The sequence below is a fragment of the Prevotella sp. Sow4_E9_plate genome (assembly GCF_052116205.1).
GTDB lineage: Bacteria > Bacteroidota > Bacteroidia > Bacteroidales > Bacteroidaceae > Prevotella.
Genome location: NZ_JBQKLN010000001.1, coordinates 1 through 15,220 on the forward strand (window position 1 = coordinate 1; position 15,220 = coordinate 15,220).

The window sequence follows — 15,220 nt, forward strand, 5'->3', positions numbered from 1 at the left end:
GAAAGATAAAGGTACTGAAGACAAAGATGAAGAACCTCTTGGGTGAAAGCCTCACGCATTTAGATAACGAGTTTGAGAAATTCAAGAGGGGTATCCTTAAAGTCAAAGACTACCTGTTCACCTTTCTCTCCAATCCAAGTGTGCCTTACGAGAACAATGCCAGTGAGCGGGGAGTTAGGAAAATCAAGATAAAGCAGAAAATCAGCGGTTGCTTCCGAACAGACAGCGGTGCCGATGATTTTGCCAAGTTGCACTCTATTGCTGAAACTGCTATGAAGAACGGAAATTCTAAATTCAATGCAATTCTTGCTGTAGTACAACAGTAAGACGATTACTCATGCCCATAGGGGTGCTGAGTAGTTACTAAGGCTGTAACTACCAGTCATTTTTGATATAGGAATACATGACTTCAAGAGGATGGTGTGTCTTGGCTACTTTGGGCAGGATGCAGCCCACTGGCGAAGAAGAGTTTTGGACATAAAAATAATAGTTCTTTGCAAGGTTTGCAGCAAACGTTGCAAACTTTGCAGAAACTAAGACTTGGTACGGAGAGGGTACGGAGTAGGTACGGAGCAGGTCCTGCTTTCAGCAGAAAAAGAGAAGCTTTTTCAAAGCTGTTTTTCTATCCAAGCCATCAGTACCGTTACCGCATATTGCTGCTCTTCTTCTGTCAACTGTCTTCCGGCAGGTATATGATGCCATTTGAAGAAGCATCCACGACAGCAGCAGCCTGTAGCATGCTGGGCTATAAATACAGGATGACCTCTCATCGGCGTCTGCTTGCCGTCATTTGGAATCACAGCAGGAGCAAGGCGTTTGGCTACGAAATCCTCCGCATGTTTACGGATGGTAGCCAAGCCCTTTTCTGCAATATAATCCTTATCCCTCTTCGATAGATGGAATCGACTGCGGAAAGTTGATTTGGAAAGTCTTGCAAACAGCTCTGTCAAGTCGTACTCTTTGTCGGGAGAAGTATGGTTTACCTTGCTTTCTGAAGAGATAGAGTCTTTCTGATGATTCTCTTCCTCTGCAGAAAACAAATCCAGTTCAATATATTTTGGTTGGCTTACTGCTGAATCTTTTCTCATAATTATTCTCTTTTTTCATCCGTTTTTTCAACGCTTCTCTTCTGCGTATTCGGCAAGAAGCCTGCTATGATGCCGAGCAATGGCAGGAAGGCACTCACCTGGAAGATGAATTCAATGCTTGTCTTGTCGGCCAGCCAGCCGAAGAAAGCGGAGCCCAAACCTCCCAAACCGAACATCAGTCCGAAGAAGATGCCAGCTATCAATCCCACTTTATCGGGCATCAGGTCGGTGGCATATACCACGATGGAAGAGAATGCCGAAGCGATAATCAGTCCTGACAGGAATGTACAGATGATGGCCCACGTGAAGTTGACGAAAGGCATGGCGATGGCGAAAGGTGCAGCACCCAGAATGGAGAACCAGATGACATACTTTCTGCCAAATTTATCGCCCAGCATGCCACCTGCCACTGTTCCTATGGCAAAGGCGGCAAGGAATACGAAGAGGCACAACTGTGAAGTCTGTACAGATACACCGAACTTATCTATCAGGAAGAAGGTGAAGTAGCTTGTGATGCAAGCTGTATAGAAATACTTGGAGAACACGAGCATGATGAGGATGAACAGTGCCCAATATTTCACCCTTTTAGAAATATGGGTATTGAGAAGCGGTTGTTTCTGCGGATGGTTCACTACGTAAGCCAGTCGTGCCTTGTACCAGACTCCCAATCTTACCATGATGATGGCGGCGAGCAGGGCAGCAAGGGCAAACCAGGAGATGGCATGCTATCCGAAAGGCAGGATGATGATGGCGGCAAGCAGCGGTCCTACAGCAGAACCGCCATTGCCACCCACCTGGAAGATGGATTGAGCCAGACTCTTCTTGCCTCCCGATGCCATCTGTGCCACTCTCGAAGCTGTGGGATGAAACACAGACGAACCCAGACCTACAACGCTTACCGCCAGGAGAATCAGAAAATAATTCTCGGCGAAGGCCAGCAGGAGCAGGCCCACCAATGTGAAGCACATGCCGATGGAGAGCGCATAGGGACGGGGATGCTTGTCGGCATACAGTCCTGTGAAAGGTTGCAGGATGGAAGATGTCATCTGGAAGAACAGCGTGATGATACCTATCTGTGCAAACGAGAAGTCGAACTTATCCTTCATAATCGGATAGATGGAAGGGATAATCGACTGAATCATATCATTCAGAAAATGGGAAATGCTGCAGATGATGAGCATGGAATATACTGTGCCCTCTATCATCCTGGGATTACCCTTGATTTTGTTACCTATTGACTTAATATTCATCTCTTTTGTTGTTTATTTTTCTTACCAATCTTATTTGAAAATCAACATTTTATGTTGTTTTTGTTCTGCTTCAAGCTCCAATAAAAATCTCTTTGTGGCCAATCCTCCGGCAAAGCCCGTCAGGGAATGGTTGCTGCCGATAACCCGGTGGCAGGGTATGAGAATGCTGATGCCATTGGATCCGATTGCTCCTGCCACGGCTCTTGTGCTATTGGGGGTACCCATACTTATGGCTATTTCCTTATAGCTTCTGGTTTCACCGTATGGTATATCGAGCAATGCGTTCCATACTTTTTTCTGAAAATCAGTTCCTACAGGATGCAACGGAATATCGAATGTCTTGCGATTGCCGGTAAAATATTCATCCAGTTGCTTTTTGGTCTGTTCCTGGATATAAGATGTTTCTGTCTTGAACTCAGCCTTTATATACCTCAAAAGTCGAAGTTTATTGCGCTCAGCACATGGCATTTCATTCCAATCACATAGGCACAATTCATCACCCACCGATGCCAAGATGATTTCTCCACAAGGCGAATTGTAATATTGAATGTTTACTTGCTGCATTGTATTAAATACTATTTCATTACTTCTTGAATTTTCATACTTACGACTGAGCCATATTGTACTTTGCTGCAAAAGTAACAAAAAATATTGGATTTGGCAAAAAAGTAGGATGGAATATTCTTTTTAACTCAACAGTTTGAAAACTCTAAGGGACATTATATAAATTAAAGCTGTCATAGGCATGTATCAAAAAAGAAAAAGGCAATTGTTAGCATTCTAGAAGATGCTTACAACTGCCTTTCCTTTTTATAATATATGGAAACTACTGTTTAAATTCTCTCAAATGAGAAGAAACATCGCTTTTAAGCGAAGTCCTTCATGTTTGTTCTTGCACCATACTCAGCGCAAGCTGCAACTACCATTGCAAATACAATTCCTAATACTATCATAATTTTTCCCTTTCTCTCAAAAAACTGTTAACCAAATTTTTACCTTTTAGCTGAAGCTTTATTGAAAGCATCCTGAGATGCTTCTCAAAGCCAGCTTACTTACCGAGGCTAATCTTCTTGTTGACATTTACAACCTCAGCAAAAAGGGCAGCTACAACTGCCAATGTCATTCCTAATACCATCATCATAATTGTTATCCTTTCTTTACTTTATTATTCTTTATTTTATCTTTTCGAGTGCAAAGGTAATGCCTTTTTGTGTACGCACACAATGTTTTTGGAAGAAATCACAAAAAAGGCTTCATTTCTTGATTTCTGTCAATTCTTGTCATAGAAAAAATGGCAAAATGGCATGCTTTCAGGCTATATGACATGATAAAGTCTCATCCCGGCAGGCAGTAGGTATTGCCACAGCCAAACAAACTTATTATCAGTCTATAAAAAAAGTTTGAGGCACAGTTCTTGTGCGTCAAACTTTTGGGATATCCCGATTCTGATGCCTTTACTTCTCTGGGAAGATTTCTGCCAGCTTCTTTGCCATGCGCTCAGCGAGTACGGTGGTATAAACAACCTTGCCCTCCGGGTTGATGAGGTACATGGTAGGAAGCCAGGAAATCTTGTAATCCTTGGAAATCTGGGTTTCCTTCCACTTCTTGAACTCGCTGTACTGCTCCCATTCCACACCGTTTGCCTGAGTGTAGTTGTCGAGTTTCTGCTTGTCGGTATCCATGGATACGCCGATGAACTTGGCACGGGTGCCGTACTTCTGGAACATCTCCTTGACGGTAGGAATCTCTCTGCGGCAATCAGGGCACCAGGTAGCCCAGAAATCCAATACTGTCCATGTTCCCTTCTTGAGAGCAGGGAAGGCTGGGGCCTCTGTTCCTACAGCCAGGAGATTCTTGGCATAGAGTACGTCCACATCCTGTGGGTTTTGGGCTGTTGTTGCGCTGCCCTGAGCGTTGGCTCCGATGACAGATGCTGCCATGAGGAGCAAAGAGAATATTGCTTTTTTCATTTTTCTTTGTTTTTAAAAACTGCTGCAAAGATACGGATATTTTTTTGAAATCGCTATCGGATGAAAGAAAAAATGCCGGGCGCATCTTCAAAAAGATGGCCCGGCATGTTTTTGGGGGAGCAGACTTGCTCGCGTAGGCAACTTTCTAGGCAGTCCCCGTTTTTTTATCTTTGCACCCGTCCAAAAGCAGTTTGGCATGAAGCCTGGCGAATTTTTGGAGCAGGGATAAAGGGAGTATCGGAGATATAGAAGGTAAAACAGAAAAGTCCATGACGGGGATAAAACCTGTCACGGACTTTTCTGTTTAGCTGATGTAAACTACATGAATTTATTATTGGTCTTAATCATATTTATTCATGGGTAGCAAAGCGCTGCTCAGCCAGCTTTTCATATTTGGTTCCCGGCTTGCCGTAGTTGGCGTATGGCCAGATGCTGATGCCGCCGCGTGGGGTAAAGATACCGGTTACTTCGATATACTTAGGATCCATCAGATTAATGAGGTCCTTCATGATTATGTTCACGCAGTCTTCGTGGAAATCGCCATGATTGCGGAAGCTGAAGAGATAAAGTTTCAAACTCTTGCTCTCTACCATCTTTACATCAGGAATATAGCTGATGCGAATCTCTGCAAAGTCAGGCTGACCTGTGATAGGGCAGAGGGAAGTGAACTCAGGGCAGTTGAAACGTACCCAGTAATCGTTGCCAGGGTGCTTGTTGACAAAGGTTTCCAATACCTCTGGTGCATAATCCATTCTGTATTCGGTCTTGGCTCCGAGAGCCTGCAAACCATCTTCTTTTCTGTCTGTCATATTGTTTTCTGTTAAATGCTTCTATGTTCTATTCTACTTAAAAAATGAAAGTGCTTAGCCGAGGCTAAACACTTTGAATACGTTGTAGGAGATGTTTTCGTCGTAGACGTCTTCTCCCTCATGCTTTTTGATGGCTTTTACTACACGGATGGTGATAGGTAATACCACAATCTCGTAAGCCGTCTTCAGGATGACCTGCCAGAGCATCAGCCAAGGCAACTCCGATGTAGGAACCACACCTCCCAAAGCCAATGGGAAGAAGATGAGGCTGTCGCAGCTTTCACCGGCAATGGTACTCAGAATGGCACGTGCCGAGAAATGCTTGCCACCATCGCGAATCTTCATCACACTCATGACGTATGCATTGGCAAACGAACCGATGATGAAGGCAACGAATGATGCTGCTGCAATGCGGGGAGCCAAACCGAAAATGGCATGGAAGCCGGCATCGTTGGTCCAGTAAGGTGCGGCAGGGATGACATCGCAGATGGCTCCGAGTGCTACGAAGAAGAAGTTCATGGCGAAGCCTGTCCATATCAGCAGACGTGCCTTTTGATAACCCCATACTTCGCATACCACATCATTGATGATGTAGCTCACTGGGAATACGATGAGACCACCGGTTAGGGAAACAGGCCCGAAGGCGATTTGCTTTGTTTCGAGTACGTTTGCTGCAATGAGACAAACGCAGAAGAGAATGCTGAAAAGCATAAACAGCACACTCACTTGAGTTTTTTTCTTGTTCATTTTCTTGTTTTTTACGAGGTTTACCAAGCACTCGAGTTAATAATTGCACGTATGGGAACTACCCATTGGTGCGAAAACGGCTGCAAAATTACAACTTTTCTTCCTATCTGCCAAATATTTATGAAAATATCTTCAATAAATGATGATAATATCTGCAAAAAAATCCCAAGTACTATCACTAGCACTTGGGACGAAATTTATTGTTAAACCAAAATTTATCAACCTAAAAACCTAATCTAACAATCTTTTTATCAACTAACAACCTATTTTATCTGAACAAACTAACAATCTGTTTTGTCTTAACTAACTAACAACTTATATAAACTTAATCTAAACCTAAAACAAACTAATGGAGTTTGGCTTAGATGGAAATCTAAGCCTAAACTGAAACCTATCTGAGAGTGTTAGCCCACAGTAATCTGTCGAGCTACCTTCTGCTCTTCCTTCTGCATCTTAGGCAACTGGATGGTGAGCACACCGTCAGCTACGCTGGCAGAAATCTTCTCCTTGTTGACATCGTCTGGGAGAATCAGGGTCTGCTCAAACTTAGCGTAAGAGAACTCGCGACGCAAATATACGTGCTCCTCCTGCTCTGGCTGGCGCTTGTTCTCCATCTTGATATGGAGATCACCGTTCTCATTGAGATTTACCTCAAAGTCGTCCTTGCGCATTCCTGGGGCTGCAAGTTCTACTGTATATTTTGTCAAAGACTCCTTTACGTTGATGGCTGGGGCTGTAGTATTAGCCTTCTGCATATTACCCTCGTTGAAGAGTCCGTTAAATACCTCTGGTATCCAAGAATTTCTGTACATCATAATCTTAACCTCCGATTATATTTTAATTATTATTATTCGTTATTATTTAATGTTGTGTAGCGAATTATTTATCCGCTTACATTCTCTCTTTTTGCAATCCTTATACCAAAGTGGAAATTTCTGTCATTTCGGCAGAAAAGCTGAAGAAAAGCAAATAAAAACCCTCCAAACAAAATAAAAAACCCGACATTCTGTCACGAATGCCGGGCTTCTAATTTTTAACAAGAGAGCCGCCGTTCTTCTCGGTTTCACCGAGAGTCCCCTCGGTTCTTTATTACTCCATGAACTTCTTGGCAGCTCTGAGCTGGTGTCTCATCACGCTCAGGAACTCCTGGCTCTCCTGAAGTACATTCAGGTAAACCAGTGAAATCTGCATCAGAGAATTATCTGAAAGATGCTGGATGCGGTCAATATGCTTCTTGCGAAGTACGCTGAGCTCATCCTTGCAGGCATCTGCTTCGGCGAGAATCTCGCGGTAGTTCTCGTAGCGGTTGGTTTCAATCTGTTCGCAGCTCATACGCATCAGGTCGTTGATCTTCTGGCGTACAGGAGCAAACTCCTTGGTGTATTCTGCTGGGAGTGGATTGAAGTTGTTGTCCACGTGCTCCTTGATTGGGTCGAGCATACGGCGCAGAGAGTAGATGAACTGCTGGTTGCTGTTGGCTCCCAGATGGAACCAGGTGTTGCGCTCGATGGCAATCTCCATTGGCGATTTCTTCAAACCGAGCATCTCCTGGCGACGGAACTTCTTCAGCATATCCTGCTCCTTCTTCAAGTCCTTGTTGGCATGACGGAGATACTTAGGATTCTCGTTGGCAAGACCATCCATAATCTGGTTGAACTCGTTGAGTGCAAAGTGGCAGACGAAGCTCTGGGTGCGGGATACCTGGCGACGAAGCAGATCCCATACTATTTCTGGATCGTGTGAGCGCATCATCAACTGGAAGGTACTGCCCTTGCTCTCTTCCTTAGCCTTCTTGTTATACTGGATATTGCTGCGGATGAGCAGGAAGATAACCAATGCCATGAAGCAGCTCTGGATACCTACACCTCCGAAGTGCATGATGAGGCAGATAATGGCACAGGCTGCGAAAGCTACACCGGCAGTGATAAACCAACCTCCAATTACACTCAATACACCGGTTACACGGAACACGGCACTCTCACGGCTCCAAGCTCTATCTGCCAGTGAAGAACCCATAGCCACCATAAAGGTTACGTATGTAGTAGAGAGTGGCAACTTCAGGTTGGTACCGATGGTGATGAGCATACTTGCCAATACCAGGTTTACGGCTGCACGAACCACGTCGAAGGCAGCGCTCTCTTCCAGCTCTACATCTTTCTTGTCGAAACGGCTGTTGATCCAGTTCATCAGAGCCTTTGGCATAAACTGCTTCAACCATGAATCTGTAGCCTGGCAGTTGCGGACGATGACACGGGCTGCAGAAGAGCTGCCGAACATCTCGTCACCCTCGTCCTGACGGCTCAAATCCACAGAAGTCTTGATTACGTTCTGAGCCTTTTTGGAAGTTGCCATGGCGATGATCATCACGGCACCGGCTGTAAGAAGATATACTGGAGTGGTCTTGGCGCTGTCTATCAGAGAAGTCATCATAAACTGGTCTGGAGCAGCACCATTTCCATTCGCCATATAGTCCTGATAAGAAGAAAGACCCGCGAGAGGCACACCGATGAAGTTCACCAGGTCGTTACCGGCGAAAGCCATCGCCAGAGCGAATGTACCCATCAACACGGTAAACTTGAAGATGTTGATGCGGCAGAGATGCAGGAACTCCATCACGATGGCAGAACTCACGAAGGTGATGCAGAGCAGCAAGCCAAGGTTCTGGTCGATATAATCGCGCCATTCTGCTGGCAGGTAAGGACTCTTGCCCAATCCCTTCATGAAGATGAAGTAAGAGAGGGCCGTGAAGGCGATACCACCGAAGATGGCGATGCTGTAGCGTGAATGCTTGCGATAGTTGAAGGTGAAGACGATACGTGAAAGCCACATTACAAAGGCACCGAATACGAAGGCGATGATGACAGATGAGAAAATACCCATGATTACCTCCAATGCCTTGTTACTGTTCAGCAAGACACCGTAGTTGAGGCTGTCGTCACCATACATCTTCAGAGTTGCGAGGATGAAGGCACCTCCCAGGAGCTCGAACACCAAGGAGACGGTGGTTGAAGTAGGCATTCCCAGCGTGTTGAACACATCCAGGATGATGATATCCGTCACCATGACGGCTAGGAAGAGCGTCATCACTTCCTCGAAGGTGAAGTGGTCTGGACTCATGATGCCGTGTCGGGCAATGTCCATCATTCCCGATGACATGATGGCTCCTAGTACTACACCGCAGGATGCGATGATGAGCACCGTGCGAAACTTAGCCACCTTAGCTCCGATGGCAGATTGCAGGAAGTTGACAGCATCGTTGCTGACTCCCACGAAGAGATCAAACACTGCCAGACAGAGCAGGAAGATCACAATACAAAGATAAATCGTACTCATATATTTTATTAATGTTTATATACCTTATTATATAGGGGCTTGTCTCAACATAGCTAGATACATTTCTCCCCTTGCTTTTCCGGGTGCAAAGGTACGAGTACGATGTTACAGGTGATTTAAACAGGTGTTACAATATTGTTAAGATGTTCTGAAACGAAAGAAAAAACTCTACTCTTAATTCTACTCTTCACTCTTCACAGATGTGGTGTAAATTATTGAATATGAGGTATTTGTGTCTGTGAAGAGTTACGCTGACTCTTCACCACTCTTCACCACTCTTCACCCGATTGATTTTTCTGCTGTTTATAAGGGAAATTGGAGGCTCTAAAAATCGGAAAGTGGCTCAAGTAAACTTTAACAAAGCCTTACGTAAACTTTATCTAAGGCTTAAACCAAGTTCAAAGGAGGCTTAAACCAAGCTTAAAGGAGGCTTAAGCTAAGCTTAATAGAAGCCTGATGCAAGCCACAATAGAAGCCTGATGATGGTCACAATAGAAGTCTGGAACGGGTCTCTATAGAATCCCAAAAGGTGAAGACTGGTGAAGAGTTGTGAAGAGTCGGCATAACTCTTCACCGCAGTAAGTGGTTTGTATTCAGATGCTTATGCCATATATGTGAAGAGTGAAGAGTGAAGAGTGGATTTGAAAGCAGGGCTTACGTACAGAAAAATTCCGTCAGCCTTTATGCTTTTGGCGAAACGTTTTATAGGCATGTAGAAATCTCTATCCCGACGTAGTAATATTTATCTTTAGACGGCAAAAAGTTGCCCGCCTAGGGGCAATGTTGTGCCCTAGTAAGACAATAAGTGAAATGTCCCCATTCGCATTTGAAATCTACAGGATGGCACATGAAATTTACAGAATTTCCATCCGTTCTTTAGTAAGAAAAATTATAATTATCGCTATTCTTGCTTGAAGGGTATGAAGAGAAATGATATGTAAAAAATAAAATGAAACACCGTTTGGAATCTTCATTAAACAAGAAAATTTCAAACGGTGTTTTATTTGTTCTTAAGCCTCTGAAGAAATCTGCAGCTTCCAGCCATCAATTGTACCTGTCTCAGATGAGAAGTTGCAGCCTATCTGGTATGTCTTTCTTTTGTCAGCTGCATACTCACGAGCATATCCTATAGGGTATTTCATATTGTTGCTTTTATTGAATTTTTGGCAAAGTTACGAAAAATATTGGTATATGCATAAGAAAGCAGAATAAATTGTTTTCCTTTTCGGATAAAAACATTAACTTTGCAACAAAAAGAAATGAAAAATATGGAAAAACTGAAGAATATCAAGGCGATAGCCTTCGATGCCGATGATACGCTCTGGGCATTACAAAACTATTTCGAGGACGTGGAGCATGAGTATTGCGAGCTGCTTGCGGAATATGGAAAGGAAAAGGATATTTCTGCTGCTCTCTTCGAGACGGAGAGTAAAAATATGGCTGATTTGGGATATGGCTGCAAGGCTTTCACCATATCCCTGGTAGAGAATGCGGTGAAGGTGAGTCATGGTAAGGTGGAGGCGAATGTCATCGCCCAAATTGTGGACTTGGGTAAGAGCCTCCTGCATCTTGATGCCAAGCCTTTGGAAGGGGTAGAGAAAACCTTGGCTTGTTTCCGTGAGATGAAGAAATATAAGCTGGCAGTCTTCACCAAGGGTGAGTTGATGGATCAGGAGAATAAGTTGTGGCGTTCGGGACTGCAGCGGTATTTTGATGTGGTGACTATCGTGAGCGACAAGACGCCCAAGGCTTATCATCGTCTCTGCAGGGAACTGGATGTAACTCCCGACGAGCTGGTGATGGTGGGAAACAGTTTCAAGAGTGATATTGCTCCTGCATTAAAAATCGGAGCTTCGGCTGTCCATATTCCTTTTCATACCACATGGGCACATGAAAAAATAGAGGAATTTGAACATCCGAAGCTCCGACGTATCTCAAGATTCGAGGAACTCCTCGATATATTATAAAATAATCCGAGGATATATTTTAATCTTCTCCAGACTCATCATTCAATGATTCCAGCATTTCTGTGAAAGGACCGTGGAAGGTGCTGAAGAGATGGAGAATCTCCTTACGCTGTTCCTCTTCCTCTTCCCAAAGGCTGATTTCTCCCTTCTGATGAGCCTTGATGAGCTTGGCGCAACGCTTGATCTTGCGCTTGTTGTTGCGTGCCTGCAGCTGGTCGCCCTGGATTGGCTTCTGGGTGACGAACGAGAATGCTACAAGCTGGTTCATGAACATGTCGAACATCGGGTCGTCATGGCTCCAGTCGCTGTCCTTCAACCAGAACCACTGGAAGGCATACTTCTGTTCCATGGCGATGAGCTGCTGTCCGAGGGTATCCATGTCGGTTCCTTTAGCCATCTGCTCCTTGATGAATGCAACGAGACTCTCTGGATTGATTTCCAATTCAACCTCCTGAGCGATAGAACTGCCAGAGATGTTCACGCGCCAACGGTAGTTCTTGTTCTTGATGAGTGCAGAATGGGCATTCATCATCAGCTGGCTCAGCTTACCTTCTGACGGAATCTGGTCTACCACGGAAAGGCGTTCGCGCTGGTCGCGTACCACCAGCTGTGCAGTCTCAGGGCGCAATACGCAGATATAAATCAGTTTGTCATTGTCGAGATGCAATGAGAAACGGTCGTTGGTATCGTTGCCTACGAACTCGTAGCGGTAGTTGTCTATCTGGTCGTGTGCCACTTCTATCTCTCCATGTACTTTGTGGTCTTCAGCGTCATACAGAGAGAATCCGATGTATGGAATCTGCAGGGTGAGAGAGAACGGATTGCCGTCCTCCTCTGGAATGAGAGTCAGGCGCAGACCCTCCTCGCCGAAGTCTTCCTTCTTGCATACGAATCCTTCGTCGGTTTTTTCTGCTTTCTCTACTTTTACCTCACCGTGACGCCAGTAGAAGTCGAATGTAATAGTATTGTCATCTTCGCTAACCACATTGATAAAGTCATCAATATCCTGTCCGAGATAGATGATTTTTGCAGGTTCATATTCCTCTGTGTCGTCATCCTCCAAAGGCTTTACCCACAATTCGCCAGGAATAGGGTCGTCTTCCCATTCTGCATCTTTTGCAGCAGCGGTAGACTTAAAGACCAGGAAAATCATTCGCTGTTCCTCTCTGCTGCCGTCTTCACGACATAGGAAGACCTTCGATTCCTTTGGAATGAAGAAAGGAGTGTCAATGAACGGATTCTTACATAATGCTGTATACTCTACCTCTGTCCAGATAGGTAATTGATGATTTTTCGTATTGTTCGCCATATTCTGCTTGAATAGTCTATAAATTTTGTAACTAGATTTTTGTCTTTTTCTCTGTTATTCCAAAAACGGATGCAAAGGTACTGAGAAAAGCAGACAAAACAAAATTTCGCAACCATTTTTTGTATTTATTCCCCTATATTTCTCATTTTTGTTCTCTCAGTTTGGCAATTAATAATTAATAATTAATAATTTCGGTGCAGAAAATGTAATAAATGAGGGGAAAAGTCTGATTTCTCGAATTTTTTGTCTAATTTTGCACCTTGGTATGGAATGCCTTGGCTTTTGCGAGCTTGAGAGCATCGGATACACATTAATTATATATAATAGAAAAAAAGAAATTTAATAATAAGAATGAAGAAGAAAATTCAGTTCAGTCTCGTATACCGAGACATGTGGCAGAGTTCTGGTAAGTTCCAGCCACGCAAGGATCAGTTGGCTAAGATTGCCCCAGTTATCATTGAAATGGGTTGCTTTAGCCGTGTAGAGACCAATGGTGGTGCTTTCGAGCAGGTTAACCTCCTCGCAGGTGAGAATCCTAATGATGCAGTTCGTGCATTCTGTAAGCCATTCAACGAGGTGGGCATCAAGACTCACATGCTCGATCGTGGATTGAACGCTCTTCGCATGTATCCTGTGCCAGACGATGTACGTGCCTTGATGTACAAGGTAAAGGCTAAGCAGGGTACCAACATCACCCGTATCTTTGATGGTTTGAACGATGTTCGTAACATCATTCCTTCTATCAAGTGGGCTAAGGAGGGTGGTATGACTCCACAGTGTGCACTCTGTATTACCAATTCTCCTGTTCATACTCTCGAATATTATATGAACATCGCCGACCAGCTCATCGCTGCAGGTGCAGAGGAAATCTGCTTGAAGGATATGGCCGGTATCGGTCAGCCTGCATTCCTCGGTAAGCTTACCAAGATGATCAAGGACAAGTATCCTGAGATCATCATCCAGTACCACGGTCACTCTGGTCCTGGTCTCTCTATGGCTTCTATCCTCGAGGTCTGCAACAATGGTGCCGACATCATCGATACAGCCATCGAGCCATTGTCATGGGGTAAGGTTCATCCAGACGTAATCTCTGTCATCAGCATGCTGAAGAACGAGGGCTTTGAGGTTCCTGAGATCAATATGAGCGCTTACATGAAGGCTCGTGCCATGACTCAGGAGTTCATCGACGAGTGGTTGGGCTACTTCATCAACCCAGGTAACAAGATTATGTCTTCATTGTTGCTCGGTTGCGGTCTCCCTGGCGGTATGATGGGCTCAATGATGGCAGACCTCGGCGGTATGCGTCAGACTATCAACAATATCCGCAAGAAGAAGGGTGAAGAAGAGTTGTCTATGGACGACCTCCTGATCAAGCTCTTCGACGAGGTAGAGTATGTATGGCCACGCGTGGGTTATCCTCCATTGGTAACACCATTCAGCCAGTATGTAAAGAACATCTCATTGATGAACCTCCTCACCATGGAGCAGGGCAAGGGCCGCTTCGTGATGATGGACGATTCTATGTGGGGTATGATTCTCGGTAAGAGTGGTAAGATTCCTGGAGAGATTGATCCGGAACTCGTGGAGCTTGCCAAGAAGCAGGGTCGTGAGTTTACAGATGTTGATGCCCACACATTGCTTACTAATGCACTCGACGACTTCAAGAAGGAGATGGACGAGAACGGTTGGGAGTATGGTCAGGACGATGAGGAACTCTTTGAGCTCGCCATGCACCCAGAGCAGTATCGCAATTACAAGAGCGGTCAGGCTAAGAAGAACTTCCTGGCTGACCTCCAGAAGGCAAAGGATGCCAAGCTCGGCAGCACCTTGACACCAGCTCAGCTCGCAGAATTCAAGCACGCCAAGGCAGATGCTATCGTAGCACCAGTTGCAGGTCAGATTTTCTGGGAGTTCCAGGGCGAAGGCGAGTGCCAGCCAGCTGTAGAGCCATTCATCGGTAAGGAGTATAAGGAAGGTGATGCCTTCTGCTACATCCTCGCTCCATGGGGTGAGTTTGAGACAGTTCCTGCTGCATTGGGTGGCAAGCTCGTAGAAATCAATGCTAAGCAGGGCAGCAAGATCCGCAAGGGTGATGTCATCGCTTACATTGAGCGCGAGAATAATTAAGAATTGATAATTAAGAATTAACAATTAGGCTGCGCCGTTGTGGACGGCTACGAATAATTATTAATTATGAATTATAAATTATTAATTGATAAGTATTATCCTGAGGATAATGAGCTTCGTCATATCCTCATTACACATAGTCAATCTGTAGCGCAAAAAGCGCTACAGATTGTTTCGTCTCATCCTGAATTGCGTTTGGATGCCCAGTTTATCGAGGAAGCAGCGATGCTTCACGATATAGGAATCTTCATGACCGATGCTCCCGGCATCATGTGTTTTGGCTCGCAACCATATATCTGTCATGGTAGATTGGGTGCCGAACTCTTGCGCAAGGAAGGCTATGAGCGCCATGCTCGGGTATGTGAGCGCCATACAGGTGCCGGCATCACAAAAGAGCAGATTGAGAAGCAGCAACTGCCTCTGCCTCACCAGGATTTTCTGCCCGAAACAATGGAGGAAAAGGTAATCTGCTATGCTGATAAGTTCTTCAGCAAGACTCATCTCGACAAGGAAAAGAGTATTGAAAAGGCAGAGAAAAGTCTCGCTAAGTTTGGCGAGGAAGGAGTAAAGCGCTTCCATGAATGGGAGCGGATGTTTGAAATAGGATAGAAGTTCTGTTG

General features: G+C 44.8%; 13 protein-coding genes and 1 pseudogene. 4 read left to right on the forward strand and 10 right to left on the reverse strand.

The window, feature by feature from the left end; all coding sequences use genetic code 11:
* Positions 1–326, forward strand: a 326-nt coding sequence (locus ACTQ53_RS00005; protein ID WP_441931582.1) for an IS66 family transposase, incomplete at its 5' end; no start/stop codon positions are given.
* Between the two features lie 282 nt (positions 327–608).
* Here the strand turns inward: ACTQ53_RS00005 and ACTQ53_RS00010 are convergent.
* The 9 genes and pseudogenes from ACTQ53_RS00010 to ACTQ53_RS00050 form a co-directional block, all read right to left on the reverse strand.
* Positions 609–1,088 carry a DUF4186 domain-containing protein gene (locus tag ACTQ53_RS00010; protein WP_441931583.1) on the reverse strand — a complete coding sequence of 160 codons (480 nt, stop codon included), beginning with the start codon at positions 1,086–1,088 and terminating at the stop codon, positions 609–611.
* Positions 1,089–1,090: 2 nt separating this feature from the next.
* Positions 1,091–2,338, reverse strand: a pseudogene (locus ACTQ53_RS00015) (MFS transporter).
* Positions 2,339–2,368: 30 nt separating this feature from the next.
* Positions 2,369–2,902, reverse strand: a complete 534-nt coding sequence (locus ACTQ53_RS00020) for a methylated-DNA--[protein]-cysteine S-methyltransferase (protein WP_441931584.1) — start codon at positions 2,900–2,902, stop codon at positions 2,369–2,371.
* Positions 2,903–3,792: 890 nt separating this feature from the next.
* Positions 3,793–4,308, reverse strand: a complete 516-nt coding sequence (locus tag ACTQ53_RS00025; protein WP_153090304.1) for a TlpA family protein disulfide reductase — start codon at positions 4,306–4,308, stop codon at positions 3,793–3,795.
* Positions 4,309–4,658: 350 nt separating this feature from the next.
* A complete protein-coding gene (gene queF / locus ACTQ53_RS00030; RefSeq protein ID WP_441931586.1) occupies positions 4,659–5,117 on the reverse strand; it encodes a preQ(1) synthase in 459 nt (152 codons plus the stop codon).
* Between the two features lie 54 nt (positions 5,118–5,171).
* Positions 5,172–5,864 (reverse strand): queuosine precursor transporter, encoded by a 693-nt coding sequence (locus tag ACTQ53_RS00035; protein ID WP_153125355.1) that lies wholly within the window; start codon positions 5,862–5,864, stop codon positions 5,172–5,174.
* A 404-nt stretch (positions 5,865–6,268) separates the two neighbouring features.
* The gene (locus tag ACTQ53_RS00040) at positions 6,269–6,676 is read right to left on the reverse strand and encodes an Hsp20/alpha crystallin family protein (RefSeq protein ID WP_295346038.1); all 408 of its coding nucleotides are present in this window, start codon (positions 6,674–6,676) and stop codon (positions 6,269–6,271) included.
* 277 nt (positions 6,677–6,953) lie between these two features.
* The gene (locus ACTQ53_RS00045; protein ID WP_441931587.1) at positions 6,954–9,197 is read right to left on the reverse strand and encodes an anion permease; all 2,244 of its coding nucleotides are present in this window, start codon (positions 9,195–9,197) and stop codon (positions 6,954–6,956) included.
* Between the two features lie 1,010 nt (positions 9,198–10,207).
* Complete coding sequence (locus ACTQ53_RS00050; RefSeq protein WP_441931588.1) at positions 10,208–10,339, reverse strand: hypothetical protein; 132 nt, start codon at positions 10,337–10,339, stop codon at positions 10,208–10,210.
* Positions 10,340–10,465: 126 nt separating this feature from the next.
* Between ACTQ53_RS00050 and ACTQ53_RS00055 the strand changes: the two genes are divergently transcribed.
* Complete coding sequence (locus ACTQ53_RS00055) at positions 10,466–11,164, forward strand: HAD family hydrolase (RefSeq protein ID WP_217760956.1); 699 nt, start codon at positions 10,466–10,468, stop codon at positions 11,162–11,164.
* A gap of 19 nt (positions 11,165–11,183) precedes the next feature.
* Here ACTQ53_RS00055 and ACTQ53_RS00060 read toward each other — a convergent pair whose 3' ends face one another.
* Positions 11,184–12,473: a hypothetical protein gene (locus ACTQ53_RS00060; RefSeq protein ID WP_441931589.1), complete on the reverse strand. Its 1,290-nt coding sequence runs from the start codon at positions 12,471–12,473 to the stop codon at positions 11,184–11,186.
* 351 nt (positions 12,474–12,824) lie between these two features.
* Here ACTQ53_RS00060 and ACTQ53_RS00065 point away from each other — a divergent pair, with 351 nt between their 5' ends.
* Positions 12,825–14,600, forward strand: coding sequence for an oxaloacetate decarboxylase (locus ACTQ53_RS00065; protein WP_294968650.1), 1,776 nt, complete (start codon positions 12,825–12,827; stop codon positions 14,598–14,600).
* Between the two features lie 66 nt (positions 14,601–14,666).
* Positions 14,667–15,209 carry an HDIG domain-containing metalloprotein gene (locus ACTQ53_RS00070; protein ID WP_441931590.1) on the forward strand — a complete coding sequence of 181 codons (543 nt, stop codon included), beginning with the start codon at positions 14,667–14,669 and terminating at the stop codon, positions 15,207–15,209.
* The last annotated feature ends 11 nt before the right edge of the window (positions 15,210–15,220 follow it).